The following is a 24,349-nucleotide window of genomic DNA, read 5'->3' as shown; positions in this document are numbered from 1 at the left end:
GTGCATACTTTTAGGAGATGGACGGCTGAAATGTGGATAACTTTCGTGGATAAATGTGTATCTCTAGTGAAAATGGACGAAAAACGGGATAGACACGCCAATGATACCGGGCGAACAAATGGCGCAGAGAATGTGTATAAGTCTTGTGAAAATGTGGATAACCCGTTGCGGCGAGTTTTCCACAATATGTGGATACATTGTGGAAAGGTATGCACAAGTGGACAAAGCATAAAATAGCCATTTTTCAAGTCTGTGCACAACTTATCCACTTCATTTATCCACAATTTCCACAGCCTTGATGTTTGTGGTATACTGGAAATAATGAATACAATTAGGAGGAAATCAACATGAAAGCTATTATTGACGGACTCATTGTCTTGCCGAACGAAATCATTAACGGCCATGTCATTATGTATGAAAAGGATATCTGGCGTATTGTACCGCGCAAACAGTTCCGAGCCGGTATGTGCTCGGAATTCATCGACGCCAACGGCGGCTTTGTCGTCCCGGGCTTCATCAACGAACATATCCACGGCTGTGCCGGTGCCGATACCATGGATGATAATGATCAGGCACTGAGGACCATGCAGCAAGCTCTGCCATCGACAGGGGTTACGTCCTTTGTCCCGACGACGATGACCATGGAACCGGGGCGCATCGAGAAGGCTCTCTCCCGTATCCGTCAGGCCCGGGCCGATTACCAAGGGGGCGCTCAGGTCTTGGGCGCTCATATGGAAGGCCCTTTCATCAGTCCGGCTTATAAGGGTTCCCAGGCTGAAGAAAATATTCAGACTGCCGATTTTTCCTGGCTCGAGCCCTATGCCGATGTCATTAAGATTATCACATTGGCACCGGAAACGCTGAAGAACAAGAAATTCCTGCAAGACTGCCAGGACCACGGCATTACCGTATCCATCGGTCATACAGCAGCCGATTTCGATCAAGCTATGGAATGTATGGATACCCTTGGTCACTGCCATGTCACTCATTTATATAATGCCATGACTCCTTTCCATCATCGTAAACCCGGCGTCGTCGGGGCAGCACTGCTCAATAAACATGCCTGCTGTGAATTGATTTGTGATAATCTCCACGTCCATCCGGCAGCGCAGAAATTGGCTTATCAGATGAAAGGCCGTGATGGCCTCATCTTGGTCACTGATTCCCTGCGGGCCTGCCTGCAAGGCGACGGCGAATCGAGCCTGGGCGGGCAGAAAGTCTTTGTCAAAAACGGCGAAGCCCGTCTGGCTGACGGGACCCTGGCTGCCAGCATTGCTCCTATGAACGAAGTGGTCCTCCACTTCCTGATCAATTCCGGTGCTTCCATTCCTGATGTCATCGCTATGGCTACGGTCAACCCGGCCAAAGCCCTCGGTGTCTATGACCGCATTGGTTCTTTGGAAGAAGGGAAACAGGCGGATATTACCATTCTGGACAGCAACGATTTCCATGTAAAACAGACAGTCGTTGCCGGGGAGTTGGCATATAATGAAGAAGCATAATACGAAGAGCGGTATTTTCCTGGCTGTGGCCGTCTTGGTGCTCGTGCTGGCTGGGGCTTGGTTCTTCTGGAACCGGTCGCCGTCGCCGACGGGCCCGGCTGCGCCATCTAAAGGTGCGGTGCAGGAAGACGAAGCGTCGCGGCTTGTCGCCAAGATGTCACCAGAAGCAAAAATCGGCCAGCTCATGATGATCGGCCTGGCTGAGACGACCATCGATGACCAGGCTCAGCGTCAGCTAGAATATTGTCATACTGGCAATGTCATCTTATTTGACCGCAACATGGATACGCCTGAGCAGGTCCAGCATTTGACAAAAAAAATAGACACGACAATCCGCAAGAAGAGCGGTGTCATGCCTTTTATTGCTCTGGATCAGGAAGGTGGGCAGGTCCTGCGCATGCGTAAGGCCTTCCCGCCTGTGCCGTCTGAACAGGCTATCGGTCAGAGTGGTCAGCCGGCTCAGGCGAAGCAGTGGGCCGTCACGACAGGCGATGCCTTGAAAAAGCTGGGCATCAACGTCAATTTTGCGCCTGTCGTCGACCTCGGTTCTCAGACCGAACGGTCGTACAGCATCGACCCTGGCGTCGTGACCCAATTTGCCCATGAAGCCATTGCCGGCTACGAACAGACGGGAATCTGGTGTTCCCTCAAGCATTTTCCGGGTATTGGCAAAGTCAAGACGGATCCCCACATCGACGGCGACAGCGTCAACAGTTCCAAAGACGATTTGATGAAGCAGGATTTGAAGCCTTTTGAAAACCTCATCAAGAGCGAAGACAATCAGAAAATGTTCATCATGGTTTCGAACGTCACCTTCCCTGCTTTGGATCCCAATCTTCCGGCCTGTGTCTCCAAGCCGATCATGACCGATTTATTGCGCAACACCTTTGGCTACCAAGGGCTCATCGTTTCCGACGATATGGAAATGGGCGCCATGGCCAAACACTATGCCTTTGCTGATATGGGCGTCATGGCCATCAAAGCCGGCGCCGATATGGTCCTGGTATGCCATGAATATGCTCACGAACGGGAAACCTATGACGGTCTTTTGAGAGAATATAAGAATAATGCGGATTTCCGGAACTTAGTTGATGAAAAGGTTACCCGCATTGTCCGCACGAAATTGAATCATCAATAATGGCCTTTTCGATGCAGCAATAGATACAAGGCGCCTAGCATACCGGCGTCGTTCTGCCGTTTGGCAAAGGCCAGTCCCTTTGGTGGCAGCATCATGGTTGGCAATCGGGCCGCTAAGGCTTGTTCCAGCTTGGGCCGCAGGATATCTTCCTGGGCCATGATGCCGCCGCCGAGGACGATACCGTCGGGATTGCACAGACAAGCAATATTGGCCAGACCATCGGCTAGATTCTGGCAGAATGTATCGAGGACAGCTGCTGCCGTGGCATCTCCCTGACGGACCCAGGCAAAGCAAGTATGGCCGTCGACCTTTTTTGGGTCGGCGGCTTTTTTGCATGCCATTTCCCGGCAGAGGTATGTCGCCGAGGCGACGTCGTGGAGGCGGCCGGCAGGGACTCGCATATAGGCGATTTCACCAGCTGCCCGGCCGGCGCCGTGGAGAATATGCCCCTTTTCGATGAAGGCTCCGCCAATACTGGTGCCGACAGTTACGGCGAAGAGGGAGTCCATGTCCCGGCCGGCGCCGAGCCACCATTCTCCCAGAGCGGCGCAGTTCGTATCGTTTTCGACAATACAGGGGAGCTGGAATTCATTTTCCAAGAGCGATTTCCAGGCGGTTCCCGTATAATCGGGTATGGACAGGGCATAGTCGACGCGCCCTCTTTTCGTGTCGATGATACCGGCTGTCGAAATGCCGATACCTTCTAAGGGGTGGTCATCCAGCTGGCGCTGGATGAGCGAGCGGACTTTATGGACGATGCCTGGGCCACCTCCTGTTGCTGCGTCTGTAGGCAAGCTGCCTTTCTTATGGATTCGGCCCGTTTCGTCGATGAGGCCGAATTTGATGGCTGTACCGCCAATATCGATGCAGCTGTAAATCATAGGTATACACATCCTTCCTTGAATTATACATAAATTATACATAGATTTGACCGTTTCTATGTATAGGGACTTTATACTTAGCGTGTCGAATATGTTACAAAATTCAGGAGGTCACGATATGAAACGACAATGGTTAAAACGAGCAATTCTTTCCATGGTAGCCTGCGGCTCATTGGCAGGATTCATTCCCGGAGTACAGGCGGCAGATGTCCGCATTCTTCCCGTCGATAATGCGAAATTCCTGGCTGGTGCCAAATTCGATTTCGACGTCGAAGTATCGAAAGCAAAGAATCTGAAGAATGTTGACATCACGGTCAATGGACAGAAAGCCGATAAATTTTTTGGTCAGAAATTAGATGCCAAAGATTTAGGTAACGGCGTTATTTCATATCGTGCCAATCAGGTCAATTTCCCGAAAGCCGGTTCCTATACGGTAAAAGCGACAGCCACCGATGCTAACGGCGCTAACTCGGCCAATGCCCGTTATAACGTCGTCCAGGAAAAAGCCCAGCACCAGGCCAAGAACGTCATTCTCTTCATCGGTGACGGCATGTCCTTGCAGGCCCGTGAAATGGCCCGCATCATTTCTAAAGGGATGACTAACGGCAAATACAATGACTTGCTGGCTATGGAAAAGATGCCCCACAACTGCTTGATCACGACTAGCGGTTACGATTCCCTGACGACAGACAGCGCTAACTCGGCGTCTGCTTATGCGACAGGCCATAAATCTGTCGTCAATGCCCTGGGCGTCTATGAAGATTCTACAAAAGATCCTTTTGACGATCCGCGTGTCGAAAATATTTCGGAAATCGTAAAACGCAGCCGTGGCATGTCCGTCGGCATTATCACCCAAGCTGAATCGACCGATGCTACGCCGGCTGCCATGGTCGGCCATACGCGCCGCCGTGCCAACCAGGATTACATCGCTTCGGAATATCTCGAAGATTATCATCGCCCAGACGTCATCATGGGTGGCGGTTCGCGCCGTTACATTCCCCAGTCTGAACAGGGCTCGAAGCGCCACGATAACCAGAATGTCATCCAGGAGTTTAAAGATAAAGGCTATACTTTTGTTACGGATTCTAAAGAAATGATGGCTGCACCGGATAACAAACCGCTTCTGGGCCTGTTCCATCCGGGCACGATGAACGTCTATGTCGACCGGGAAATGCTCAAGAATCCGGAAGTCCTCGGCAAATATACGGATCAGCCAAACCTCATCAACATGACTAAGAAATCCTTGGACATCCTCAGCAAGAACCCCAAAGGTTTCTTTGCCATGATTGAAGGCGCATCCATCGATAAACAGCTCCACGCCATGGATTGGCAGCGCGCCACTTATGATACCATCGAATTCGATAAGGCTATTGAATATGCCCAGAAATGGAACAAAGAACATGGTGACAACACGTTGATCATCGTCGTTGCCGACCACGCTCACGGCGCTTCTATTACAGGGACCTACCATGAACGGGATGGTAAGAAGGGCCTGGCAGCTGTCCGTACCTATGCCGACTCCATCTTCCCGACCTTCAAAGATGCGAACCACGACGGCTTCCCGGATAATCCCGATCCCGATGTTACCTTGGCCGTCCAGTATGCCAACCATCCGGAATATTATGAAAACTTCCACTTCCAGCAGAAACCGACGCTGCCGACTGTTTCCCAGACCGTTACCAAACAGGAAGCTCAGCAGGCTGGCGATAAGACCGAATACCATCAGGTATCGACAGTCGTCGAAAAAGCCAATCCGGCCCGCCATCACGACGGCGATCCATGGGAACTCGTACCGGCTAATATCCCCGATACTATCGGTGACGAATGCCATGCTGCCGACGACGTACCGCTCAACGCCGAAGGTCCTGGCTCGGAATACTTCCAGGGCGTCATGGACAATACAGAAGTCTTCTTTGGCATCATGAGAGCCCTCGGCATCGACGCCACGAAGAATGTAAAATGATTAGTGGCTAGTGGCTCGTAGGGGCCGTCCCAAAGGGCGCCCCGCAAGCTGGTCGCCAAAACGGACATCAGAGGATGGGCGGCCCGCAGTGGCTCTCCTTATAGGAGAGCTGTCAGCGAAGCTGACTGAGAGGTTGCTCTTTCAATATAGTTTGTAGTATGGAGTTTGTAGAAGCTAGCTTTAAATTTAAAAAACTTCACTAAAAACTACGAACTGCAAACTTAATACTCAAAAAGGGCTTGTCGTCGTGCGACAAGCCCTTTTTATTATTTCCCTAACACGCCTTGCAGGAAGGAGGCTGTGTCCGCCATGTAGCTGGCTTCGTAGCCTTCGATGTCACCTTTATCGCAATGGGATGCAAATTCCGGGTCGATCGGCAGTTTTGCCGTATGGGGAATATCGTATTTCTGTGCCGATTCTTCGACATGGCTCTGACCGAAGATGGCTAATTTTTCGTGGCAGTGAGGACATTCGAAATAGCTCATGTTTTCGATGAGGCCCAGGACCGGGACGTGCATCATTTCCGACATGTTCAATGCTTTTTCGACGATCATGGAAACGAGTTCCTGCGGCGACGTGACGACCAGGATGCCGTCCATGGGCAGGGACTGGAAGACTGTCAGCGGAACGTCACCCGTTCCCGGCGGCATGTCGACGAACATGTAGTCGATGTCGCCCCAGATGACGTCAGTCCAGAACTGTTTTACAGCACCGGAAATGACCGGGCCGCGCCATACGACCGGAGCGGCAGCATCTTCGAGCAAGAGGTTCATGGACATAACTTTGATGCCCGTCTTGGTCGTAACCGGATAGATGCCGTTTTCGTCGCCTGTCGCATGGTCCGTCAGGCCGAAGACCTTAGGAATCGACGGGCCCGTGATATCGGCGTCGAGGATAGCCGTCTTGAAGCCGCGGCGCTGCATTTCAACAGCCATAAGGGACGTTACCAGGGATTTACCGACGCCGCCTTTGCCGCTGACAACAGCGATGACATGCTTGATGTGCGAGCCGGCATGGGGGGCAGCCTGCAGGCTCTGGGGCTGGGTGCGTTCAGCGCAGGAGCTGCCGCAGCTGGAACAATCGTGTGTACAATTTTCACTCATTGGGATCATTCTCCTTTGTATTCTTTTTTCCGGCGTGACAGCAGGCATGACAGCACGTACCGGAACGTTCACAAACTTGGATATGGCCGCCTTCGATGACGAGACGTTTGCCATGGATGAGGGCATCGGCCAGTTTGCGTCGGGCCGAATCATAAATGCCGGTTACCGTCGTGCGCGCCACATTGATCTGAGCGGCGCACTGTTCCTGCGTCAAGCCGACCCAGTCGATGAGGCGGATGACTTCATACTCATCAATGCCCATGATAATGGCATCTGCTGATTGTCCTCCGTCTACAGGTCCAAAGACAGAAGCCGCCGGCAATGAACAAACCCGTCGGCACCGCGGTGGTCTCGGCATAATACCCCCTCCTTTACGCCTTTTATTATAGATATATAGATGACATATGTCAACATTAAAGGCACCACCGGAAATGCTTTTCTGTAAAAAACGGCGAGATACTTATTGAAAATCAATTATTATTGTGATAAAATTTTATTAGTGAAATAAAGTTATCTTACAGGAGGGTATTTCCATGAACGTAATTGTTTCCCAGAACGCACCGAAAGCTATCGGTCCTTATTCCCAGGCTATGGTATCCAATGGTATGCTGTACATTTCTGGTACGGCCGGCGTCGATCCGCAGACGGGCAAGCTCCAGGAAGGCATCGAAGCCCAGACGGAACAGGCTGTCAAGAACATTGCCGCTATCCTCGAAGCAGCTGGAACGGACTTTTCGAAAGTCGTCAAGACGACGTGCTTCCTCTATGACATGAAGGACTTTGCTGCGTTCAACGCTATTTACGAAAAAGCCTTCATCAGCAAACCGGCCCGCAGCTGCGTAGCCGTCAAAGAACTGCCGGCTCACTTCCTCTGCGAAATCGAAGTCATTGCGGAAGTGTAAGTATTAGTTTGTAGTATGGAGTTTGTAGTTTGCAGAAGCTGGCTTTAAATTTTCAGCCATCCGCTAACTGCTAACAACTAGCCACTAACCACTAAAAAGGGCTTGTCGTCGTGCGACAAGCCCTTTTTCCCTTGCCCTACACATTCTCATTGTGATAAACTTTTCTTATAACAGATAGGGAGAGTGACGTCGTGAGTATTTTAGAGATGTATAAACATATCGTTCCCTTTTTAGGGGCCGCGTTGGGAAAGGATTGTGAAGTCGTCCTTCATGATTTGCGCCATCCTGAAGAGTCGGTCATCGCCATTGCCAATGGTGACATCAGCAGCCGCAAGCTCGGTGCACCGGCGACGGATTTCATTCTGAAACTCATGCAGGTCGGTAAAAAACGGGATCAGGAGTACATGACCAATTACTACGGAAAGAGCATCAATGGCCATACCTTGCGGTCTTCGACATTCTTCATCCACGATGAGGACGATAACATCATCGGGGCGCTCTGCCTGAATTACGACGTCCAGCGCTACTTGGACGTGCGGAAACAGCTGGACGCCTTGGTCCTCATGGATACGGAAAAAACGCTGGCCGACGTGGTTCCGCCAGCTTCGAAGAATGGCGATGATCATTTCCTGGGTGTCGAAATCTCAGAGAGCATGTATCCGACCGTAGACGATGCCATTCAGCACCTCATCCAGCGGTCGTTGCAGCTCTATGCCGCCGATGCCAAACGCCTTTCACAAAAAGAACGGCTAGCCGTCGTAGAAGACCTCTACAAAAACGGCCTCTTCGTCCTCAAAGGCAGCGTCTATGCCCTGGCCCAGGTCCTGGGCGTATCAGAACCAACGATTTACCGTTACTTGAATCGTATCAAGAAAGAAAATCACAATGTACGGGGGTGAGAAACATGGATTTAGGAAATTGGAGAGACTTCTTTTATGCGGACTATGTGAAAAAGGCCATGCCTGGACTGAATAGCCGCAATCAATATCGAGATTGCATCGTTTACCTGAAAAAACTCAGCACCTATCCCGAAGGCCTGAACATGGCCCGTAAAATCGCCCAAGAATGGCGGGAAACTTATCGGAACCGCCGGGCCATGAGAGACGAATTGTCCAAAGCCGGCTTCTAAAAAGTGAGGCGAAAGGATCTCTTCCTAGGAGAGCTGGCCGCCCAAAGGCGGTCTGAGAGGTTGATTTTTCTTTGAGGTTGTCCTTTTACAAGAAACTAAATATAACGAAAATATAAATATCCTGCTAAAATATTTTATTTTTGGCAGGATATTTTTTTGACTTTGTAAGTTCATTACAAAAGAACAATCCATAGTAATCGTTTATTACAAAAAGACAAAATAAGAAATATTGCAAAATAATTATTACTATGATAATATTTTATTGAAAAAAGAGGGGCATACAAGCGTATAGGCAATGACGGTATCTTGTGTGGAATGAAGGGATTACACTATAAAAGGAGATTGATAGAATGGAACAGACAGTTCAGTGTCCTGATAAAGGACAAACTTTGGGGAAAGAAAAGTTGACCCGATGGGAAAAAGCGGGTATGACCAAAGCCCAGTGGAAAGAAGCCGTCAAGTTTGACAGTACCGACTGGGGCTGGGTCATCATGAGTATCGGCATGGCTATCGGTGCAGGCATCGTATTTTTACCGGTACAGGTAGGCTTGGCAGGGATTTGGATTTATCTCTTGTCATCTATTATCGGTTATCCGGCTATGTACCTTTTCCAGCGATTATTCATTAATACTCTGGCAAAATCTGAAAGATGTGAAGATTATCCTAGTGTCATTGGCAACTACTTGGGCAAGAACTGGGGCCTGTTCTTAGGTCTTCTTTACTTCCTGATGCTCATTATCTGGGTATTCGTCTATTCGACGGCCATCAATAATGACAGTGCTTCCTTCTTAGTCACCTTTGGCGTGACGGACCATTCACTGGCTAAAAATCCGTTATACGGGTTGGTCATTATTTGTGCCCTCGTAGCCATTGCTTCTCGTGGCGAAAAAGTACTCTTCAAGATTTCTACGCTAATGGTCTTGACGAAGCTGTGCGTCGTAGCTGTTTTGGGTATGATTATGGTCCAGCATTGGAATTTAGCGAATATAGGTAGTTTTCCCGATTTTGGCTATCTCATCAAGCAGACTATCATCATGCTGCCTTTTACGCTGACATCTATTTTATTTTTACAGAGCTTGAGCCCGATGGTCATTTCCTATCGTTCTCATAATAAGTCGATTGAAGTTGCCCGGTACAAGGCTTTGCGGGCCATGAATATCGCCTTTGGCGTGCTCTTTGTCACCGTATTTTTCTATGCTATTTCGTTCAACTTGGCTATGGGACATGACCAAGCTGTTATGGCTTATGAAAACAATATTTCTGCTTTAGCATTGGCTGCCCAGGGGATTCCCGGCACATCCATTAAGATCATGAGTTTGATTCTAAATATTTTTGCTGTCGTTACGGCCTTCTTCGGCGTCTTCCTGGGTTTCCGCGAAGCCTGCCGCGGCATTGCCATGAACTGCTTGAAACGCATTATGCCAGAAGATAAGATTAATGCACGTGCCGTTTCCTTGGGTATCCTGGTCTTTGCTGTTCTCGTGTCGTGGGGTGCCATTATCCTCAATGCTCCCGTTTTGAGCTTTACTTCAATTTGCAGCCCTGTCTTTGGCATGATTGGCTGCCTGATTCCGGCTTATCTCGTCTACCGGGTGCCGCGCTTGCATGACTTGAAAGGCGTTTCGTTATATCTCATCATTGCGACGGGCATCTTGTTAATTATCTCACCGTTCCTGGCTTTTTCGTAAGTCTATAACGGATTATTTTATAGATTGATTTTTTTAGGAGTGATAATAATGGAAACATGTACTATGTGGAATAAAATGATTGAAATCATGAAGCAAGATATCAAACCGGCTACGGGATGTACGGAACCGATTTCCCTGGCTTTTGCAGCGGCTACGGCGGCGAAAGAATTGGGAGAACCCGTACAAGCTGTCAAAGCCTTTGTTTCCGCTAATTTGATGAAAAATGGGATGGGCGTTATGGTTCCAGGCACCGGCATGCCGGGATTGGCTATTGCTGCTGCTGTTGGTGCCCTGGGCGGCGATGCTAACGCAGGTCTCCAGGTCCTGAAATCCTTGACGCCTGATGTGGTAGCCCAAGGAAAACAAATGGTAGCTGACGGCAAAGTCACCGTTGGTGTCAATGAAACGACAAAGCATATCCTTTATTCGGAAGCCAATGTCTATGGAGAAAGCCATCATGTCCGCGCCGTCATCGTCGATAACCATACGAACGTTGTCTTAATCGAAAAAGATGGACAGGTTATTTTTGAAAAAAAAGCGAGCTGTAATGATAGTGAAGCCGATAAAATCACTTTTTTGCAGTCCCTTTCCATCAAAGATATTTTGGAATTTGCTGAAAATATTCCCCTTGCCAATATCCAATTCATCAAGAATGCAGAAAATTTAAATGATGCCTTGTCTAAAGAAGGTCTGACGGGGAAATATGGCCTGCGCATTGGCTGCACCATGGAAAAGAGCATCAAAGAGGGCCTGTTGGCAGGCGATTTGGCTCGTGAAATCCAAGTCCGTACAGTGGCCGCTTCAGACGCTCGCATGGGTGGCGCTGCCTGTCCGGCCATGACCAATTCTGGTTCTGGAAATCAGGGCATCACCGTATCTGAGCCAGTAACAGTTGTCGCTGACCATATCAAAGCCTCTGGCGAAGAACGCGTCCGGGCCCTGGCTTTGGCCAGTATGGTCGCTATCTATGCGCACAGCTATTTACCCAAGTTGTCTGCCTTTTGCGCGACCGTTACGGCTGCCATGGGAGCAGCGGCTGGCATGGCTTGGCTCCTCGACCGAAAGACACCGTATCAGACTATTTGCAAAGCTATTTCATCTATGAATGGCGGCATCGTCGGTATGGTCTGTGATGGTGCCGCCGATAGCTGTGCCATGAAAGTCGCTTCGGCAGCGGAAATCGCTTATCGTTCGGTCCTCATGGCCTTAGCCGGTATCCGCGTAGAAGGTACAGATGGGCTCGTCGCCGATACGGCAGATGAATGTATCCGAAACGTAGGCCTCTTGGCATCTAATGGTATGCAGCAGACAGATTGCGAAGTCTTGCACATCATGTTGAACAAAAATAAAGAAGTTGCCGGAGCATAGTTCCCTGATAAATAAAGAATCCCCTGATGCTGTCCACTATTTCGATAGCATCGGGGGAATTTTTTTAGTCAATGTGATATTCCTTGTATAACGCTTTTCGGGCCTCTTCGTCTTCTATGGCTAAATCCAAATCACGTAAGCGGCCATCAGCCTTCAACAATTTCAGCAGTTTTGCCAGATTATCTTCGCCCTTGCGCTGCCCTTCGACAAGACCTTCTTGACGCTCTTCCATGCTCCATTTCTCTAATTCTCTAATTCTCGGCACATTTTAGCCATCTCTATTACCTGGTTACATAAATCTTCTTCCCGCAGAATGAGATACCGTATTTCAGGACTGAGGGTATCTGCTTCTGCTTGAATTCAGCGATATATTGCTGCTTTTCGATTTGCTGAAGGGCTCTAAGTTGAGAATTTCGCTTTGGAAGACATGGGTCAATTCTTCATTGGGAATCTTGAGCTGGCAAAGACGTCCATTGGGAACCGGTGTGGTTTGAACGGCTGTCAGATAGCCTGTCATCAGTAAGAGCGTATAAAGGCCATCTTTATTGCGGGTAATATCCTTATAAATCAAACCTTCGCGGATGATGGCGGCGACAGTTCCGTCATGCAAGAGAATCAGCAGATTCTTTTCCTGACTTTTCGCATTCCCCTGCATCATATGCTGGATAATGTCATTCGAGGACGTATTGACCCAATAATCATCGGCTGACCGTTCAGAGAAGAAGTTGATGATCGACCAAGGATTATATATGTCGAGGTTCCCGAAACGATAACCATCATACCACTTCTTTAAAGTCGGCAAGGCCTGTTCTTCCCCCGTATCCTTAGCTATTTGAGTTACTTCTTCTTCTGTAAAGCCCATGACATCGGCATAGGCATTATCGAGGATTGAGCAGACACGGAGATTGTTTAGGCCGCTGAAGATGCTCTCTTTGGCAATGCGCAGGACACCTGTGAGGATGGCGAAATTCAGGAACTCATTCCCTTTCAAGGTGTTATTGTAAAAGGTACGGAAATAGGAGATAGCCGTATCATAAAAGCCATGGTTATAGGCATTCTGGATGGGCGCGTCGTACTCATCAATCAGGATAATTGGCCGAATTTTATAGTACCGGTAGAGATATTCGCATAAGTAGAGCAGGCTGATTTGGTATTCTGCAAGCGTGGCCGTATTATCGAGGAAACGGCTATAGAGTTGTTTTTCTTCAGGAGCCAATTCCGGAGTGTCCAACAAATAACGATGCTGCTGGAATTCCTTTTGGATGACCAGCTGGAAGGCATTGAAAGCTAAATCCCAGGTATCATTCTGTATGCCTTTGAAGGTCATGAAGAGGACAGGGTACTGGCCTCGATGCTTCATATAATCGATTCCTGCCTTGGCAATCTGCAAACCATCAAAGAGGTGAAGGCTTTCCTGTTCTCTTTCTAAAGAAAAAAAGTAATCGAGCATACTCATGGTCAGTGTTTTTCCGAAACGACGGGGCCGGGTCAACAGGGTCACTTTACTGTGGCCATCAATAAGGGATTGGATGAAATGGGTTTTATCGACGAAATAATAATTCTCCCGGACTTCCTTGAAGTCATCTACACCGATGGGCATTTGAGTATTCATGGTTTCACCTGCTTTAGACAATAATTATGACGGACTACGGATTGACTCTATTGTAGCAAAGCCAGCCCAATTTGTATATTTAGAAAAACAAGGGCTCGCCGCACGTGCAACCAGCCCTTTTCCTCTACGGTTGCTTTCCGATGTAGGCAAGGATGCCGCCGTCGACGTATAGAATGTGTCCGTTTACGAAGTCCGAAGCATGGGAAGCTAAGAAGACGGCCGGTCCTTCGAGGTCTTCCGTCGTGCCCCAGCGGCCAGCCGGCGTCTTGGAGACGATGAACTGGTCGAAAGGATGACGGGAGCCATCCGGCTGTTTTTCGCGCAGCGGGGCTGTCTGAGGCGTTGCGATGTAGCCAGGGCCAATGCCATTGCACTGGATATTGGCGCCGCCGAATTCGGAACAGATATTACGGGTCAACATTTTCAGACCGCCTTTGGCTGCGGCGTAAGCCGACACGGTTTCACGTCCTAATTCGCTCATCATAGAGCAGATATTGATGATTTTGCCGTGGCCTTTTTTTATCATACCGGGAATGACTGCCTTGGATACGATGAACGAACCGACTAAGTCGATATCGACGACCTGGCGGAATTCTTCCGTCGTCATGTCACACATGGGGATACGTTTGATGATACCGGCGTTATTGACGAGGATGTCGATAGTCCCCAACGTCTTTTCTATTTCACTGACCAATTTTTGCACGTGGAGCTCATCAGTGACATCGCAAAGATAGCCGTGAGCTTCAATGTCTTCTTTTTCATAATCCTTCATGGCCTGATCCAGATGTTCCTGACTGCGGCAGTTGAAGGCAATCACGGCGCCAGCACGGGCTAACGCTTTGGCAATGGCAAAACCGATGCCGTAAGAACCGCCCGTAATGAGGGCGACATTACCTTTCAAAGAAAACATATTGCTTAAATAATCCATGATAAAACCTCCTAAAAGGGGAATGGCATACAAGGCAAAAAGTCAAATTGTATAGACTATTGATTGCCTTTATTTTAGCAAAATTGGGTAGATTTGCATATTTGAGGCAATATGTCGAGATAGTGTTTAAAGTTTCTTGGGATTGTTATTTTATTTTTTGTAAAATATTAGACGATATGTGTTGCAAATCAGGAATGCCTGTTATTGTCATAGCATCTTGTAATTCTTGCTTTAAGGTATCGAGGAGCAATGTAACGCCTTCTGCGTATCCACCTATATTTGCAATAGCAGCAGGTCGACCGATTAATACTGCGTCAGCTCCTAGGGCCAATGCTTTTAGGACGTCTTCACCGTGTCGGATTCCGCCATCTATGAAAATTGTTAATCTGTTTTTTACAACGGCAGAAATTTCGGGCAGGACAGATAAAGGACTAGCCATACCATCGAGTATGCGGCCTCCGTGATTGCTGATAACAATTCCTTTGGCGCCTGCTTCTAGGCAAAGCAAGGCTTCATCAGGGGACATAATGCCTTTTACAATGAAAGGGAGATGAATGGAACTAATAATGTATTTTAGATTTTTTAGCCGCTCTACTTCTAAGGGCTGGCCAAAAAATCGCATATTCGCGGAGGTTACGGCATCAACGTCGTTTGCCACTGCGAATGCGTCTGATTGTTCAGCTAGTCGTGCTTTCTCAATGATTTTTTGATTTTTTCGCGGCTTTATTGTCGGAATTACGTGTTTTGGATATTTCTTTGAAGCGGCAATCCCAGCTTCATACATATAAGCATGGCCACTATCGCCGGTAAATACCAGTGTTCCTGCTTTTGCAGCTCCTTCAGTCATAGAAAAGAGATATTCATATTCTTTTTCTTCCGGATTTCCTTCTATTTTTCCATTATGGACATAGCCGCTGACTGGGGCGATAAGAATGGGCATGGATAACGTTTTTCCAAAAATAGAACACGTCGTATCTGGGTTTTTGCTAGCCGATAAGAGATGAGATAGGAGACCATATTTTTGGAAGGACAATCGATTATTACGAAAAGATTGGCCTGTCCGCATACCGCCATAACCAGGAATCATCCCGGAACAGGCATTACCATCACAATCAGGACAGACATAACAACCTTTCATTTTAGCACGGGCTTTTTTACGGATTTCTTCCAGAGTTGTCATATTGCTCACATCCTTTCAGGGTCCGTATTGTTTTGCTGATATTGCTTGCGTTTCCGTACAAAGGTAGAAGGTGTGAGTCCCAAATTTTTGGCAGCATCGCGCACGTTGCCAAAGAATTTATAGGCTTGGACCATGTAGGTATACTCTATTTTTTCGAGAGTATTTTTTAAATTTATCGGAAATTCGGGGGAGGGCGGTAAAGAATTTTTTGTATTATCGCTAAAATCATTTTCTTTTATAATTACGATTGGTTTACTAGCAGAATGTATATGGAGATCTTCCGGCTTTATTGCATCTGAAGGACTTATAATAATTGCTCTTTCGACGATGTTCTTTAATTCGCGGATGTTACCAGGCCAGTCGTATTCGTGGAGAAGCTGCATGGATAAGTCGGTAAAATACTTTTTCAGTTGATATTTTTGATTCAGCTTTTCCAGGAAAGAGAGCGCCAAGGGGATGATATCCTTTTTTCGCATCCGCAATGGCGGAATGGAAATGGGAAAGACAGTGAGCCTGTAATATAAATCCTCACGGAAAGTACCGTCTTTTACCATTTCTTCTAAATTTCGGTTCGTAGCGGCAATGATGCGGACATCAATTTTTACGGGCTTCGTACCACCGACGCGCAAGATTTCTTGTTCTTGAAGAACACGTAGCAATTTTACTTGCATGTCTTTGGGAAGTTCCCCAATTTCATCGAGAAATAAGGTGCCTTTATTAGCCAATTCAAAGAGACCGATTTTTCCGTTTTTATTGGCGCCTGTAAAAGCGCCACCTTCATACCCGAAGAGTTCACTTTCAATCAGATTTTCTGGGATAGCCCCACAGTTTACTTTAATGAAACTATTTTTTGCGCGATGGCTGTGCTGGAAAATATATCGGGCCATCACTTCTTTCCCGACACCCGTTTCTCCTAGTAGAATAACCGTCGTGTCCATGGATGCTACGCGGTTGGCAAGCAGCATGGCTGCTAAGGTTGTTTCATCCTTAGCGATGATTTCCTGATTGTCTTCTGACGTTGTTTGTAAATGTTCCAGTTCCATAGCTAGGCGATCCATGGCAGCCGTTTTTTCTTGGACGACAGCTTTTAAATTATAAATTTCTGTCAAATCCCGAACATTGGTGACAATCATAATGAAATTGCCGTCGGCGTCAAAAATAGGAGAACTAGTTACTAACGCTTCCTTTCCTGAACGAAAGCATTGTTGCAGTGTTACTGGTTGTTTCGTTTTAATAACTTGCAGGGAGCCTGATTCTGAGATTAATTTATTGCGCACGAGATCAGCCATGTTTTTTCCGAGGACTTCTTCTTTCTTTAAGCCGGTAATGACTTCGTAGGCATGATTGATACGGATAACATTGGCCTTTGCATCGGTAATGAAAATGCCATCAAAAGAATGTTCAATAATGGCATTGAGCCGTTCGCTGGCCTCGGACAGTGTCGAAAAAATTTTTGTTACATTCGTCATAAAGATGGTCCTCCTTTACGACAAAGAAGCAATGAGGCCCTGACGGGCCTCTGCGAAATAAATATTACATATATGCATATGTAAAAAATTATAACAATTTTTAATTATGTAAACAAGAATATCGCAAGGTGTATGTTAAATATATAAAAAACACATGCTTTATCCGTAGCGTTCATAGGAGTTGGGAATATGCAATTGTATCCGATATTTCTGGATAAGACGACGGGAAAAACTTCGACCAAATTGGGTTGAAAGGATGTTTGTCAGTTGAGCATCACTATAGGGATGCTTCGTGTCTTCTGATTTTATCAGGCAACACAATTCTTTTTTTAATGCTTCTTTAGAAATATCTTTTCCCGTCTTGGGAAAAGGGCGTTGGAATAAATTTTTAAAAGAAAGTGTCGTGTATGGCGTTTGTAAATATTTGTTCTTTATAGACCGACTAATTGTTGAAGGATGCACTCCGATTTCCTTAGCAATATCTGCCAGTGTCATTGGAGCTAAAGGGCCATGATTTTGCAGGTAGGCTTGCTGATGATGGCAAATCACATCGGTCAGATTGTACAGTGTTTGGCGTCGGCGTTCTATATTATAAAATAACAAGCGACAGCGGGTGTATTTTGTCTTGAAATATTTTTTTACGCTTTCATCTGTTGTTGTATGCATCATGCGGACATAATAATCGCTCATGGAGTAAGAGGCAACCCAAGCGTCATTTAAAATGATTTCATGTCCTGTAGGCATGAACCTAATAATTACGTCAGGGACGATATAGGTTGAATTTGTTTCAAATAATCCTTCTAAAGGAGCTGGATTTAAGCGCTTAATCAGTCGGATAGCGGCCAAAATTTGTTTTTTGGGCGTTTTTAATGATTGACAGATGTGAGATATATCTTGTGCACCTATTTCATTTAAATGGTTTTCAATTAAGTTTTCTAATAAAGGGGTAAGCTGTTTTTTTCGTTGCAGTTGTAATTTTAAACAGTTTGTCAAAGATGTAGCTCCAATTCCGGCAGGATCTAAGTTTTGGAGTATTCGTAAACAAGAAGCAAAAAGGCCGTCGGGTAAAGGAATCTTTTTTTTGAGTTCTTCTTCTGTAATAGTTAAATAGCCCCGTGTATCGACATAATCGGTTAAATAGGAGAAAAGAGCCCACTGGGGAGTCGTGAAATTAGATAGATTTACTTGCTCTAAAATAAATTGCTTCACACTTCTTTCTTCAGGAGCAGCTATAAAGTTTAAAAACGAAGTAGAGCCATCAGAGGAAATATTATTGCTTGTGCTAGGGCTATAATCCATAAAAGGATTCTCTTCAGACTCTTTTTGCAATAAATCGCGTAGGGATTCAGCTGAGAGAGAAAGAATATGCAAGGATTGAATTTGATTTATGGAAAGTTTTTGTAATTGTTCTTGTGAAATGGTGATACCTGCATCCATTTTTATCACCCCTGTTTTTCGGCCAAGGCCTTTAATTCAGGATACTGTGTTTTGCCAGAAGTGTTTTTAGGAATTTGTTTAATGTGATGGATTGTAAAACAACGGAGATGCAAACCTGTCTTTTCTATAAGGAAGTCTTCAACTTCAGATTGATGGGTATTATTGGTCATAAATACGTGCAGATCATCATCTTGACCCACACAGGCGAAATCACTGAAATCAAAAGCACTTTTTAGCAGTTCTTCCATTTCATCCATATTCACACGCTTACCCATTACTTTGATGAAGCGCTTTTTGCGTCCCGCAATATAGTAGTATCCATCTTCATCGAAATAGGCCATATCACCCGTATATAATCGGCCATGACGCATGTCGCCTAAGGCCAAATCTTCAGCACAATGGGCATAACCTAATGTAACATTGGGTCCTTCATAGCAAAGTTCGCCCGTAACATGTGGCTGGGTGATTTCCGTTTTTTCATCTTCCATAATATGGAAGGTCCCGCCGGGAATGGCAATGCCGATACTGCCTATTTTTTTCAGTCCCATATCAAAGGGCAGATAAGACATGCGTGCAGTGGCTTCTGTTTGACCATACATGACGATAAAGCGTTTCTCTGTCTTATGGGCAAATTCCAGGTATTCTTTTTGCAGGCGTGTTGATAAATGGCCACCGGCTTGAATCATCAGCGTTAATTTCGGTAAATCCATGGCCATGAAGCCGATGCGCTTTAGACATTCATAAGTGAAGGGGACACCGGCAATAGAGGTGATTTCGTCATTTTGACAAATATTCCAAAATTCTTTATCGAATACAGTTGCTTCTGTCAGACATTCACAGGCTCCGCATAGTACATGACTATTGATGACAGAAAGGCCAAACGTGTAATGCATGGGCAAGGAAGAAATAGGATGGTCTTGTGCCGTAATTTTTAAATATTGTGCGATAGACGCTGCATTGGATTGAATATTTGTATAACTTTGACGGACCAATTTGGGACTGCCTGTACTGCCAGACGTTGTCAGAAGTAACGCCAAATCGGAATGAATATTATGAGCTATATCATTTGCTTGATATACGCCATATCCATTTAATGTATAAAGAGGTTCGACTTCATCGTCTACAGGCTTGAATATATAATTAGGCTTATAAATGGACAGCAGGCGTTGACGCAATTCTATGTCCATGTCGTGATCGATGAGTAAGGGGACGATTCGATTTTGCAAGCAACAGAGATAAGATAAGGCAGACCCTATGGTATTATGACAGATGATAGCTGCCAACTGTCTTGTTGGGGATGAAAGCTTTTCCTCTAAGTTTCTGCTATGGGTATACCAGTCTTTGTAGGTTAAAGAGTGGCCTGCCCCATTGGTGAATAATACGTGATTTTCATATGCCGGATTTTCATCAAAAAAGTTCAACATAAGTATCCCTCCTAACGAATGATACGGGTCAACGCGTCCAATAAATTACGGCCATCCCAGATTATATCCATATCCATAGCCTGTCCAAAGGGAACCACTCGATCGACACCGGTAATTCCCGCTTCGATTAACTGAGCACGAAACGCCTGTATATCTACATGTAAAGTTGTAATCGTCTGCACTTTAGCTGTCATATAAGGAATGATGTCTTTTAGATTTTTTATAGGATATTGAAAAAATTGTCCAAAGGAACCTGCTAGTTGAGTAATGTCTTTGGGAAGTGAATCAAGGGTGTATACATAAAGCCGGTTGCTTGCATATGAAAAGTCACTGATTTCAGGGGTGTGCATGGCAAACGTCCAAGCTTCTGCATATTTTCGACTTACTTTTATAGCTGCCAAGTCGTACTTTTGGATTTCAATCGTAACAGCCCGCCACCAGCGATCTTGAGCTATTGCAAAGAAGCCATATTTTTTTTCGAGCCAAAAGAGCAGGCGCGGTGAGGAACAAGCATTTTGATCGGCTTCGTAGGTATCCAGATAAAAGTGGTGGACTGCATTTTTTAATTCGTCTTCTGAGCAATTAGCGACATATTCGCTGTCGACGATTGCCAATGAATAACGGTCCGCGAAAGGAATATCGATGGCCATGGGAGATAGCGGTGACTTTCTGATTTCAAGAATTGTCTTATCGCCGCCCCAGATGATGCGGCTGTTGCACTGTTTGGAGAAGCAATCCGTTATTTTCCGGTCGTGACCATACGTTAGTATAACATTCATGTTTTTAATAGAACGATATGTCTGTGTATTCAATATAGTGTTGAGTAATTCGCAAACGGGCTGTACCTTGGGAAGCAACCGGGGGGATAACCGGACGATATTAGCATTTCCAGCTAATAAGGAAATGAATAAACTATATAAAAACATGGTAGGCATATTCGCTGGCGCTATATGAAAGGTCAATCCTCGGCCTAATCTTTTTTCAGGAAAAGTGAGTAGTTTTCTATAACTTTCTAATTTTCGCGGGCGCAGCCAAAAACTGAAAGCGGCCCAGTCAGGCTCTTCTTTGGCGATAGGCCGTTGTTGTAATTGGTGCGCGAAATCTTGGCAAAACTGCAAGGTTAGCGGAGAAAAAGGTTGTTGGGGCATAATTTTTTCTGGAATCGAACCGGCAAGTATCGTGAAGCTTTTAGTTGTGCGCATCACTACACCCCCTTATTTCGGCTTTTGCCATGCGGCCATCAATGCGGAAATATTTTCCTAAACGGCCACAAGGGCAGTCATCGATTCCTAACAGGGTGCCCATATCTTCTGTCAGGATAGAATGACCCGGATAGGACGTGGCCAGTGGAGTCAATACTTGGACAATGCCCGTTTCTCCTACGGGACAGACTGAAAAGTTTTCTGGATTGCGAATGATAATATCGGAGAATATGCTGGCATGAAGATGGCCTTGTTCACATTCCATATAAATACATCCTGTTTGTTCAGCCATGCCATAATAATTGTGGACTTTATGGATCTGGAACTGTTCATATAGCCGTTTCTTATACTCGTGAGGTGAAACCGCGCGGTCCTGCATTTTTTTCCAGCCTCCGCCGTGGATTAAAATTGCATTGGATAAATCAATTAAACCTGGATAGTTTGCCAGCGCTTCACAAAGATACTGCCAAATCATAAAAGTAAAGCCAAAGATTAAGACCGGTTGATTACGATATGTCTGAATGAATGTGCGGATGCTTTCCAAATCAACGGATAGATCTGGTTTTAATGCGTAATATTTTCGTTTAGCAAAGATGGAAAAGCCCAAGACCGCTGCCCCGCGGGCATTAAAGGCGTCTCGATTTTTTAATATATCCGGCGTATCGACAATCAACATGGGGAGTCGCGAGGAGCCAATAAAGTCTTTCACGATGTTATATAAGGCCAATTGTTGATTTTGTGCGTTAAAGGCGTCGAGGTATAAATGAGATGCCACTCCCGATGTTCCCGACGAAGTGATTACTTTAAAAATTTCGGAATCAGGGATGCTTTTTAGTTCTTCTGTTTTAAATAAAGAAATAGGAAGCATTGGGATTTGGTTGGAAGAGTCATATCTTCTATTTTTCTCATACAGCGTTTGTATCGCTTGACCATAAGGTTGACAGCAATGACAGTGGTGAGAAGTCAATTCGAATAAGAGAGGCACGTAATGGGCTTCTTTTTCGTCCTGTGTCCAATGGTAAGGCGGTTGCATCAACCAATTACTATAGTCCATATTTTTTTTTCACCTCCTGTGTCAATATAAATGGTTCACCATGGCCCGGATAAGTTAATATCGGTGTTGGCAGACAACGCAAAGTGGCTTTTCCTTGTTGCTCATAAGTTTCTTCGTCTCCACCAGGAAGACGGGTGATGACTTCTTCGCCAGGAATAAAGTAGTCGCCAGAAAATAACATCTTTTCATCTATGATGATGCAGGTGCTGCCTGGAGTATGGCCGGGTGCTGTAATACAAAAGATAGTATGGTTTTGCCAAGTAGCTAAGTAAGTATTGTCAAAAATGATATCGGCAGCTTGGCAAGTAAAAGGGGGATAGGAGACCTGGAGCTCCCCTTGGCTCTTAAAGTATAAATAGGTCTCCATGATACGGGTCATATTTAGTGTCGTGCTTTGAATCCCTTGACTGCATGCCGCACTACAAAGTACTTTTAAGCTATAATACTTACGCATATCATTGAGCGCTGCGATGTGATCGCAGTGCTCATGCGTCAAAATGATATACTCGGGAACAAGTTGATGAGTCGTAAGATAGGAATGGATTTCTTGGTAACAGTTTGGATCAATGATAAGTGTGCGGGATTTTTCTGAGAGAATGTAACAATTACTATGGGTCAGTGGATCTGTGATGCAGTGAAGGTGTATATCCACAGGCATATTAGATATCAACTCCGTATTTCCGCAAAATATCCATTCCTTTTTCATAAGAGCTGAATGCTAAGACATCAGGGGTATCAATAGAGATATCGAAAGTATCTTCCATTTCTTCCATCAAATTCATATGGCCCATTGAATCCCACAACTTTATGCTGCGATATTTTAAACCGGGAAGATCTTCTTTTTTCAATTTGAAGCTGTTCATAAAAAGGTTGTCGTATTTTTCTAAATTTGTCATGATAATACTCCTATTCTAATGATTGATTATTTTGAATGTTTCTACAGTATGTGAATAAGGTCTTCATCATTAATTGGTGAATCGTACCTTCTACAGCTACTGTTCCATCTGACTTTTTGCAGGTGCCTGTGAATTTTCCGATGTACCAGCGTTTTTTTTCTTCGACATGGACTAGTTTTATAGAAGCTGTGATGGTGTCACCTGCATAAACCGGGGCTGTAAATGTCAATTGTTCATCCATTAAAATGGTTCCGGCTCCTGGCAAAGTGGTGCCCATAATCGAAGATAGTAAACTTCCTGTCAAAATGCCGTGGACGACAGGACGACCAAATCCATATTTTGCAGCAAATGCGGCATCTGTATGTAGTTTTCCATAATCACCGGTTAGCTTTGCAAATTGTTGGATATCTTCTTCTGTGAAAGTCTTTTCCATGGTAGCAACAGCTCCCAAGTAAATAGACTTCTTCGTATCAGGCATTTCTTGAGGTGCGTCTTTTAATTCTTTGGCGAAAGCCGCAAATTGTTGTGGTGTACAAAGTTTTTTGAATTTTCGAGCGGCAAGCCCTGTTTCCTCGGCACAGGCCGTCATGCAGCCACAGACGAGGAGGCAGATGTCGCAAACTGTATTTTCTATTTCATAGGTAAACGTGTGTTGGGGGAATCTTTTTTTTAGTTTGTCTACTTCATGGCTGCGATCATAGCGTGGATTACAGCCGCCGCAGTATTTTATCCCTATTTTCATAGATTCACCTCTGTGTATGGCGTTCTCTTAAAATGGCTTTAGCCTGTGCAATCAGTGTATCGCTGACGCCACTGACGAGAATGACATCATGGACGTCTTCGATGGCTTCGCGGACTTTTGCACTGATTAATTCTTCTGTCGTCAGCTGTGCTGAAGGACAGCCGCTGCATTGACCGGTTAAACGGATTCGTAAAATGTGATCAGCATAATCGACAATGACGACGTCGCCTTGATGTTCTGCAAGCGAAGGGCGGACATCTTTTTCTAAGACTTTTTCGATTTGTTCTCGAATTGATAGAGTCATGGTAATTCACATCCTTACTTATAGTAGTTAATTATATATATGAAATTATCGTGCCAAAATTGGAAGAAATGCCTGAATTTATTTGTTCTGTTATTCACAAATTAAACTGTGATGAAAGACGAAAGTGCTACATAAACGTTTTAAATATAAAGAGTTGGGGTAAAAGGATAAATGAAATAATATTTTTAAATATATTGATTTACGAATATTTTTTATCAAGAAACGAGATGGAATAAAGAAAATATCCCCGAATATAAGGATGTATACTGTTTTAAAAATGAAACAAATGGTAATTTGTTTCATATATGGAACGAAAAACCAAAATATTTGAGCCAAAAATGGAACGGGAAAACGTTATAAACATAACAAAAATAACGTGAAATATAGCACAAAATAAGGGAGAAAATTTTTTTAAGTTTCAAAGATG

At 45.4% G+C, this 24,349-nt stretch carries 24 protein-coding genes; 8 read left to right on the top strand and 16 right to left on the bottom strand.

The genetic code is table 11. From position 1 onward, the window contains the following. Positions 1-347 precede the first annotated feature (347 nt). Positions 348-1,502 carry an N-acetylglucosamine-6-phosphate deacetylase gene (gene nagA / locus NOS26_RS03175; protein ID WP_255917253.1) on the top strand — a complete coding sequence of 385 codons (1,155 nt, stop codon included), beginning with the start codon at positions 348-350 and terminating at the stop codon, positions 1,500-1,502. Beyond that, entirely contained in the window at positions 1,489-2,640 is a 1,152-nt protein-coding gene (locus NOS26_RS03170) for a glycoside hydrolase family 3 N-terminal domain-containing protein (RefSeq protein WP_255917252.1), read from the top strand. Before nagA ends, NOS26_RS03170 begins: the two co-directional genes overlap by 14 nt. Here the strand turns inward: NOS26_RS03170 and NOS26_RS03165 are convergent. Next, positions 2,634-3,521 carry an ROK family protein gene (locus NOS26_RS03165; RefSeq protein ID WP_255917251.1) on the bottom strand — a complete coding sequence of 296 codons (888 nt, stop codon included), beginning with the start codon at positions 3,519-3,521 and terminating at the stop codon, positions 2,634-2,636. The two genes, NOS26_RS03170 and NOS26_RS03165, sit on opposite strands and share 7 nt — an antisense overlap. Positions 3,522-3,639: 118 nt before the next feature. On the opposite strand from NOS26_RS03165, the gene NOS26_RS03160 reads away from it, so the two are divergent. After that, on the top strand, positions 3,640-5,484 hold the full coding sequence (locus tag NOS26_RS03160) for an alkaline phosphatase (protein ID WP_255917250.1): 1,845 nt from the start codon (positions 3,640-3,642) through the stop codon (positions 5,482-5,484). A gap of 266 nt (positions 5,485-5,750) precedes the next feature. Here the strand turns inward: NOS26_RS03160 and NOS26_RS03155 are convergent, their stop codons facing one another. Both NOS26_RS03155 and NOS26_RS03150 read right to left on the bottom strand, forming a co-directional pair. Further along, entirely contained in the window at positions 5,751-6,587 is an 837-nt protein-coding gene (locus tag NOS26_RS03155) for an Mrp/NBP35 family ATP-binding protein (protein WP_014015330.1), read from the bottom strand. Continuing rightward, on the bottom strand, positions 6,580-6,945 hold the full coding sequence (locus NOS26_RS03150; RefSeq protein WP_170101600.1) for a DUF134 domain-containing protein: 366 nt from the start codon (positions 6,943-6,945) through the stop codon (positions 6,580-6,582). Before NOS26_RS03150 ends, NOS26_RS03155 begins: the two co-directional genes overlap by 8 nt. Positions 6,946-7,120: 175 nt before the next feature. Between NOS26_RS03150 and NOS26_RS03145 the strand changes: the two genes are divergently transcribed. The 5 genes from NOS26_RS03145 to NOS26_RS03125 all read left to right on the top strand — a co-directional run bounded on the left by NOS26_RS03145 (position 7,121) and on the right by NOS26_RS03125 (position 11,674). Then, the gene (locus NOS26_RS03145) at positions 7,121-7,489 is read left to right on the top strand and encodes a Rid family detoxifying hydrolase (RefSeq protein ID WP_014015327.1); all 369 of its coding nucleotides are present in this window, start codon (positions 7,121-7,123) and stop codon (positions 7,487-7,489) included. Between the two features lie 191 nt (positions 7,490-7,680). Then, positions 7,681-8,388 (top strand): helix-turn-helix transcriptional regulator, encoded by a 708-nt coding sequence (locus tag NOS26_RS03140; RefSeq protein ID WP_255917248.1) that lies wholly within the window; start codon positions 7,681-7,683, stop codon positions 8,386-8,388. A 5-nt stretch (positions 8,389-8,393) separates the two neighbouring features. Further along, the gene (locus tag NOS26_RS03135; protein ID WP_255917247.1) at positions 8,394-8,618 is read left to right on the top strand and encodes a hypothetical protein; all 225 of its coding nucleotides are present in this window, start codon (positions 8,394-8,396) and stop codon (positions 8,616-8,618) included. 428 nt (positions 8,619-9,046) lie between these two features. Beyond that, entirely contained in the window at positions 9,047-10,306 is a 1,260-nt protein-coding gene (locus tag NOS26_RS03130; RefSeq protein ID WP_051014209.1) for an amino acid permease, read from the top strand. Between the two features lie 48 nt (positions 10,307-10,354). Further along, positions 10,355-11,674, top strand: coding sequence for a serine dehydratase subunit alpha family protein (locus tag NOS26_RS03125; protein ID WP_014015324.1), 1,320 nt, complete (start codon positions 10,355-10,357; stop codon positions 11,672-11,674). 64 nt (positions 11,675-11,738) lie between these two features. Here the strand turns inward: NOS26_RS03125 and NOS26_RS03120 are convergent, their stop codons facing one another. The 13 genes from NOS26_RS03120 to NOS26_RS03060 all read right to left on the bottom strand — a co-directional run bounded on the left by NOS26_RS03120 (position 11,739) and on the right by NOS26_RS03060 (position 23,922). Beyond that, positions 11,739-11,906, bottom strand: coding sequence for a hypothetical protein (locus NOS26_RS03120; protein WP_014015323.1), 168 nt, complete (start codon positions 11,904-11,906; stop codon positions 11,739-11,741). Positions 11,907-12,002: 96 nt separating this feature from the next. After that, positions 12,003-13,286 carry an AAA family ATPase gene (locus NOS26_RS03115; protein ID WP_255917246.1) on the bottom strand — a complete coding sequence of 428 codons (1,284 nt, stop codon included), beginning with the start codon at positions 13,284-13,286 and terminating at the stop codon, positions 12,003-12,005. Positions 13,287-13,410: 124 nt separating this feature from the next. Then, positions 13,411-14,214: a gluconate 5-dehydrogenase gene (locus tag NOS26_RS03110; RefSeq protein ID WP_014015321.1), complete on the bottom strand. Its 804-nt coding sequence runs from the start codon at positions 14,212-14,214 to the stop codon at positions 13,411-13,413. A 145-nt stretch (positions 14,215-14,359) separates the two neighbouring features. Beyond that, positions 14,360-15,394 carry an alpha-hydroxy-acid oxidizing protein gene (locus NOS26_RS03105; protein WP_014015320.1) on the bottom strand — a complete coding sequence of 345 codons (1,035 nt, stop codon included), beginning with the start codon at positions 15,392-15,394 and terminating at the stop codon, positions 14,360-14,362. 5 nt (positions 15,395-15,399) lie between these two features. Then, positions 15,400-16,863 (bottom strand): sigma-54-dependent Fis family transcriptional regulator, encoded by a 1,464-nt coding sequence (locus NOS26_RS03100; RefSeq protein ID WP_014015319.1) that lies wholly within the window; start codon positions 16,861-16,863, stop codon positions 15,400-15,402. 159 nt (positions 16,864-17,022) lie between these two features. After that, complete coding sequence (rpoN, locus tag NOS26_RS03095; RefSeq protein WP_014015318.1) at positions 17,023-18,300, bottom strand: RNA polymerase factor sigma-54; 1,278 nt, start codon at positions 18,298-18,300, stop codon at positions 17,023-17,025. A gap of 5 nt (positions 18,301-18,305) precedes the next feature. After that, positions 18,306-19,724, bottom strand: coding sequence for an AMP-binding protein (locus tag NOS26_RS03090; protein ID WP_014015317.1), 1,419 nt, complete (start codon positions 19,722-19,724; stop codon positions 18,306-18,308). 11 nt (positions 19,725-19,735) lie between these two features. Continuing rightward, entirely contained in the window at positions 19,736-20,926 is a 1,191-nt protein-coding gene (locus tag NOS26_RS03085; RefSeq protein WP_014015316.1) for an acyl-CoA reductase, read from the bottom strand. Next, entirely contained in the window at positions 20,913-21,980 is a 1,068-nt protein-coding gene (locus NOS26_RS03080; protein WP_255917245.1) for an acyl-protein synthetase, read from the bottom strand. The genes NOS26_RS03085 and NOS26_RS03080 overlap by 14 nt, the downstream gene beginning before the upstream one ends. Beyond that, positions 21,970-22,686, bottom strand: coding sequence for an MBL fold metallo-hydrolase (locus tag NOS26_RS03075; RefSeq protein WP_230579085.1), 717 nt, complete (start codon positions 22,684-22,686; stop codon positions 21,970-21,972). Before NOS26_RS03075 ends, NOS26_RS03080 begins: the two co-directional genes overlap by 11 nt. Further along, positions 22,640-22,876: a hypothetical protein gene (locus NOS26_RS03070; RefSeq protein ID WP_014015313.1), complete on the bottom strand. Its 237-nt coding sequence runs from the start codon at positions 22,874-22,876 to the stop codon at positions 22,640-22,642. The genes NOS26_RS03075 and NOS26_RS03070 overlap by 47 nt, the downstream gene beginning before the upstream one ends. A 10-nt stretch (positions 22,877-22,886) precedes the next feature. Further along, the gene (locus tag NOS26_RS03065) at positions 22,887-23,618 is read right to left on the bottom strand and encodes a MaoC family dehydratase (protein ID WP_014015312.1); all 732 of its coding nucleotides are present in this window, start codon (positions 23,616-23,618) and stop codon (positions 22,887-22,889) included. A 4-nt stretch (positions 23,619-23,622) separates the two neighbouring features. Next, positions 23,623-23,922, bottom strand: a complete 300-nt coding sequence (locus NOS26_RS03060; protein ID WP_014015311.1) for a NifU family protein — start codon at positions 23,920-23,922, stop codon at positions 23,623-23,625. Positions 23,923-24,349: the final 427 nt, after the last annotated feature.

It is taken from the genome of Megasphaera sp. SC8-1 (genome assembly GCF_024436295.1).
GTDB classification, from domain to species: Bacteria; Bacillota; Negativicutes; order Veillonellales; family Megasphaeraceae; genus Megasphaera; species Megasphaera elsdenii.
The sequence above is the reverse complement of the archived record's forward strand: the minus strand, read 5'-3'. Positions and strand labels throughout refer to the sequence as shown.

Bases quoted from the DNA above. Each gene is read 5' to 3' on its own strand.
- nagA (WP_255917253.1), top strand. From the start codon at position 348: ATGAAAGCTATTATTGACGGACTCATTGTCTTGCCGAACGAAATCATT.
- NOS26_RS03170 (WP_255917252.1), top strand. From the start codon at position 1,489: ATGAAGAAGCATAATACGAAGAGCGGTATTTTCCTGGCTGTGGCCGTC.
- NOS26_RS03165 (WP_255917251.1), bottom strand. From the start codon at position 3,521: ATGATTTACAGCTGCATCGATATTGGCGGTACAGCCATCAAATTCGGC.
- NOS26_RS03160 (WP_255917250.1), top strand. From the start codon at position 3,640: ATGAAACGACAATGGTTAAAACGAGCAATTCTTTCCATGGTAGCCTGC.
- NOS26_RS03155 (WP_014015330.1), bottom strand. From the start codon at position 6,587: ATGAGTGAAAATTGTACACACGATTGTTCCAGCTGCGGCAGCTCCTGC.
- NOS26_RS03150 (WP_170101600.1), bottom strand. From the start codon at position 6,945: ATGCCGAGACCACCGCGGTGCCGACGGGTTTGTTCATTGCCGGCGGCT.
- NOS26_RS03145 (WP_014015327.1), top strand. From the start codon at position 7,121: ATGAACGTAATTGTTTCCCAGAACGCACCGAAAGCTATCGGTCCTTAT.
- NOS26_RS03135 (WP_255917247.1), top strand. From the start codon at position 8,394: ATGGATTTAGGAAATTGGAGAGACTTCTTTTATGCGGACTATGTGAAA.
- NOS26_RS03130 (WP_051014209.1), top strand. From the start codon at position 9,047: ATGACCAAAGCCCAGTGGAAAGAAGCCGTCAAGTTTGACAGTACCGAC.
- NOS26_RS03125 (WP_014015324.1), top strand. From the start codon at position 10,355: ATGGAAACATGTACTATGTGGAATAAAATGATTGAAATCATGAAGCAA.
- NOS26_RS03120 (WP_014015323.1), bottom strand. From the start codon at position 11,906: ATGGAAGAGCGTCAAGAAGGTCTTGTCGAAGGGCAGCGCAAGGGCGAA.
- NOS26_RS03115 (WP_255917246.1), bottom strand. From the start codon at position 13,286: ATGAATACTCAAATGCCCATCGGTGTAGATGACTTCAAGGAAGTCCGG.
- NOS26_RS03110 (WP_014015321.1), bottom strand. From the start codon at position 14,214: ATGGATTATTTAAGCAATATGTTTTCTTTGAAAGGTAATGTCGCCCTC.
- NOS26_RS03105 (WP_014015320.1), bottom strand. From the start codon at position 15,394: ATGACAACTCTGGAAGAAATCCGTAAAAAAGCCCGTGCTAAAATGAAA.
- NOS26_RS03100 (WP_014015319.1), bottom strand. From the start codon at position 16,863: ATGACGAATGTAACAAAAATTTTTTCGACACTGTCCGAGGCCAGCGAA.
- rpoN (WP_014015318.1), bottom strand. From the start codon at position 18,300: ATGGATGCAGGTATCACCATTTCACAAGAACAATTACAAAAACTTTCC.
- NOS26_RS03090 (WP_014015317.1), bottom strand. From the start codon at position 19,724: ATGTTGAACTTTTTTGATGAAAATCCGGCATATGAAAATCACGTATTA.
- NOS26_RS03085 (WP_014015316.1), bottom strand. From the start codon at position 20,926: ATGCGCACAACTAAAAGCTTCACGATACTTGCCGGTTCGATTCCAGAA.
- NOS26_RS03080 (WP_255917245.1), bottom strand. From the start codon at position 21,980: ATGGACTATAGTAATTGGTTGATGCAACCGCCTTACCATTGGACACAG.
- NOS26_RS03075 (WP_230579085.1), bottom strand. From the start codon at position 22,686: ATGAAAAAGGAATGGATATTTTGCGGAAATACGGAGTTGATATCTAAT.
- NOS26_RS03070 (WP_014015313.1), bottom strand. From the start codon at position 22,876: ATGACAAATTTAGAAAAATACGACAACCTTTTTATGAACAGCTTCAAA.
- NOS26_RS03065 (WP_014015312.1), bottom strand. From the start codon at position 23,618: ATGAAAATAGGGATAAAATACTGCGGCGGCTGTAATCCACGCTATGAT.
- NOS26_RS03060 (WP_014015311.1), bottom strand. From the start codon at position 23,922: ATGACTCTATCAATTCGAGAACAAATCGAAAAAGTCTTAGAAAAAGAT.